Here is a 2,500-nt window from a genome sequence, read left to right as displayed (position 1 = left end):
AAAGGGTCCGGATGACGTGTGGCTAGGGGTGAAAGGCCAATCAAATCTGGAGATAGCTGGTTCTCCGCGAAAGCTATTTAGGTAGCGCCTCGGACGAATACCTGCGGGGGTAGAGCACTACATGGATGATGGGGGCCCACAGCCTTACTGAGTCTAAGTAAACTCCGAATACCGCAGAGTACTATCCGGGAGACACACGGCGGGTGCTAACGTCCGTCGTGAAGAGGGAAACAACCCTGACCAACAGCTAAGGCCCCCAATTCGTGGCTAAGTGGGAAAGCATGTGGGATTTCCAAAACAACCAGGAGGTTGGCTTAGAAGCAGCCATCCTTTAAAGATAGCGTAACAGCTCACTGGTCTAGCTAAGAGATCCTGCGGCGAAGATGTAACGGGGCTCAAGCCACGAGCCGAAGCTTTGGATGCGCAGCGATGCGCGTGGTAGCGGAGCGTTCTGTGATAGAACACCTTCCGACTTTGCTTTCCGCGAGGAAAGCGGTGGTCGGAAATGGTGTTGACGGTGAAGCCGGCCTGTGAGGGATCCGGTGGAGTGATCAGAAGCGAGAATGTTGACATGAGTAGCGACAAACAGGGTGAGAGACCCTGTCGCCGAAAGTCCAAGGGTTCCTGCTTAAAGCTAATCTGAGCAGGGTAAGCCGGCCCCTAAGGCGAGGCCGAAAGGCGTAGTCGATGGGAACCAGGTTAATATTCCTGGGCCAGGAGGATGTGACGGATCTCGAGGGTAGTTCGTTCTTATCGGATTGAACGGGCTGCTTAGAGGTCCCTGGAAATAGCCCTCCATGAGACCGTACCCGAAACCGACACAGGTGGACTGGTAGAGTATACCAAGGCGCTTGAGAGAACCACGTTTAAGGAACTCGGCAAAATGCCTCCGTAAGTTCGCGAGAAGGAGGCCCCATTGATAGGCAACTATCGGTGGGGGGCACAAACTAGGGGGTGGCGACTGTTTACTTAAAACACAGGGCTCTGCGAAGCCGTAAGGCGACGTATAGGGTCTGACGCCTGCCCGGTGCTGGAAGGTTAAAAGGAGGGGTGCAAGCTCCGAATTGAAGCCCCAGTAAACGGCGGCCGTAACTATAACGGTCCTAAGGTAGCGAAATTCCTTGTCGGGTAAGTTCCGACCTGCACGAATGGCGTAACGATCTCCCCGCTGTCTCAAACGTGGACTCAGCGAAATTGAACTGTGTGTCAAGATGCACACTACCCGCGGTTAGACGGAAAGACCCCATGAACCTTTACTCTAGCTTTGCACTGGCATCAGGATTGTGATGTGCAGGATAGGTGGTGGGCTTTGAAGCCGGGACGCCAGTTCCGGTGGAGCCTCCCTTGAGATACCACCCTTCGCACTCTTGATGTCTAACCGCGGCCCGTTATCCGGGTCCGGGACCCTGCATGGTGGGGAGTTTGACTGGGGCGGTCGCCTCCCAAATCGTAACGGAGGCGCGCGAAGGTTGGCTCAGACCGGTCGGAAATCGGTCGTTGAGTGCAATGGCAGAAGCCAGCCTGACTGCAAGACTGACAAGTCGAGCAGAGACGAAAGTCGGCCATAGTGATCCGGTGGTCCCAAGTGGGAGGGCCATCGCTCAACGGATAAAAGGTACTCTGGGGATAACAGGCTGATGATGCCCAAGAGTCCATATCGACGGCATCGTTTGGCACCTCGATGTCGGCTCATCTCATCCTGGGGCTGGAGCAGGTCCCAAGGGTATGGCTGTTCGCCATTTAAAGAGGTACGTGAGCTGGGTTTAGAACGTCGTGAGACAGTTCGGTCCCTATCTGCCGTGGGTGTAGGATACTTGATGGGAGTTGCCCCTAGTACGAGAGGACCGGGGTGAACGCTCCACTGGTGGACCAGTTATCGTGCCAACGGTAGTGCTGGGTAGCTATGAGCGGACAGGATAAACGCTGAAGGCATCTAAGCGTGAAGCCCCCCCAAAAACCAGGTATCCCTTGAGGGCCGTGGAAGACCACCACGTCGATAGGCCGGAGATGTAAGTGCAGCAATGCATTCAGTTGACCGGTACTAATTGCCCGATTGGCTTGATTTGATCCAGTAGCAGCAAGGCTCACGATCAAAAGCAAGTATACAGAATTGGTTAGTTTTAAAAACGCTCCGCGCCGGCTCAATGCCGGAGGCCGCTTCGCGGCAGGAGCGATGTGCGTTCTGACTGTACTCAGACTTGGACAGGCTTCTTCCTCGGTTTGGTGGTCATAGCGTTGGCTAAACACCCGATCCCATCCCGAACTCGGCCGTTAAGGGCCAACACGCCGATGGTACTGCGTCTCAAGACGTGGGAGAGTAGGTCACCGCCAAACCTAGAAAGAAGCCATATTCTCTCTTCACGATATCCCCCCGATCGCAAATCGCCCTCGGGGCTCAAATACTGCGCTACGCGCAGACAGTCGCGGGGTGGAGCAGCCCGGTAGCTCGTCAGGCTCATAACCTGAAGGTCGTAGGTTCAAATCCTACCCCCGCAACCAA

1 tRNA gene and 2 rRNA genes (1 of these 3 cut by a window edge) are annotated in these 2,500 nt (G+C 55.3%); all 3 read left to right on the top strand.

What is annotated here, in order from left to right:
- Window positions 1–2,066, top strand: a 23S ribosomal RNA gene (locus CRO22_RS18160); it begins 769 nt to the left of the window's first position.
- Window positions 2,067–2,219: 153 nt separating this feature from the next.
- Window positions 2,220–2,334: ribosomal RNA gene (gene rrf / locus CRO22_RS18155) — 5S ribosomal RNA — on the top strand.
- 88 nt (window positions 2,335–2,422) lie between these two features.
- Window positions 2,423–2,499 (top strand) — tRNA-Met (locus tag CRO22_RS18150).
- Window position 2,500: the final 1 nt, after the last annotated feature.

It is taken from the genome of Rhodobacter maris (assembly GCF_900217815.1).
GTDB classification, from domain to species: domain Bacteria; phylum Pseudomonadota; class Alphaproteobacteria; order Rhodobacterales; family Rhodobacteraceae; genus Rhodobacter; species Rhodobacter maris.
The sequence above is the reverse complement of the archived record's forward strand: the minus strand, read 5'-3'. Positions and strand labels throughout refer to the sequence as shown.